This window comes from Lacinutrix sp. C3R15 (assembly GCF_018860825.1).
Classification (GTDB): Bacteria; Bacteroidota; Bacteroidia; order Flavobacteriales; family Flavobacteriaceae; genus Oceanihabitans.
Window position 1 is genome coordinate 51,999 of the sequence record NZ_JAHKPZ010000039.1, and the last position, 490, is coordinate 52,488.

Genomic DNA, 490 nt, shown 5'->3' on the forward strand with positions numbered 1-490 from the left:
CAAATCATTCCGCCTCCTTGCAATAATAATCCGTTTACATCAAAGCCTGTGGTGGTTCCTGGCACTACTATACTTAAATCTAGAGTTTCTGCATTATACACTAAGGTATGAATGGTATAGTTACCAGATGCTGTTACATCAAAACTTGGTGTTGCTGATACATTTTGGATGACTAATCCTTCGCCTTGGGTTAATACATATAGTGCTTCATAACCTTCTGGAATATTAGCATCGCCATTTGCTGTTGCTGATATTGTTGCTGCGCCATCGGATAAATACACCATATCCATTTCTGCTGTTAGTGTTCCTGCTGATGCATCACAACTCATTACTGTTATTGCTGCTCCTGCTACATCTAATGATGCGCAAATCATTCCGCCTCCTTGCAATAATAATCCGTTTACATCAAATCCTGTGGTGGTTCCTGGCACTACTATACTTAAATCTAGAGTTTCTGCATTATACACTAAGGTATGAATGGTATAGTTAC

General features: G+C 39.2%; 1 protein-coding gene. It reads right to left on the bottom strand.

Features of this window, described 5'->3' with window-relative positions; genetic code table 11:
* Window positions 1-490 (bottom strand): hypothetical protein (locus tag KO494_RS15870; RefSeq protein WP_215968606.1); only part of this gene is annotated, 490 nt, incomplete at both ends.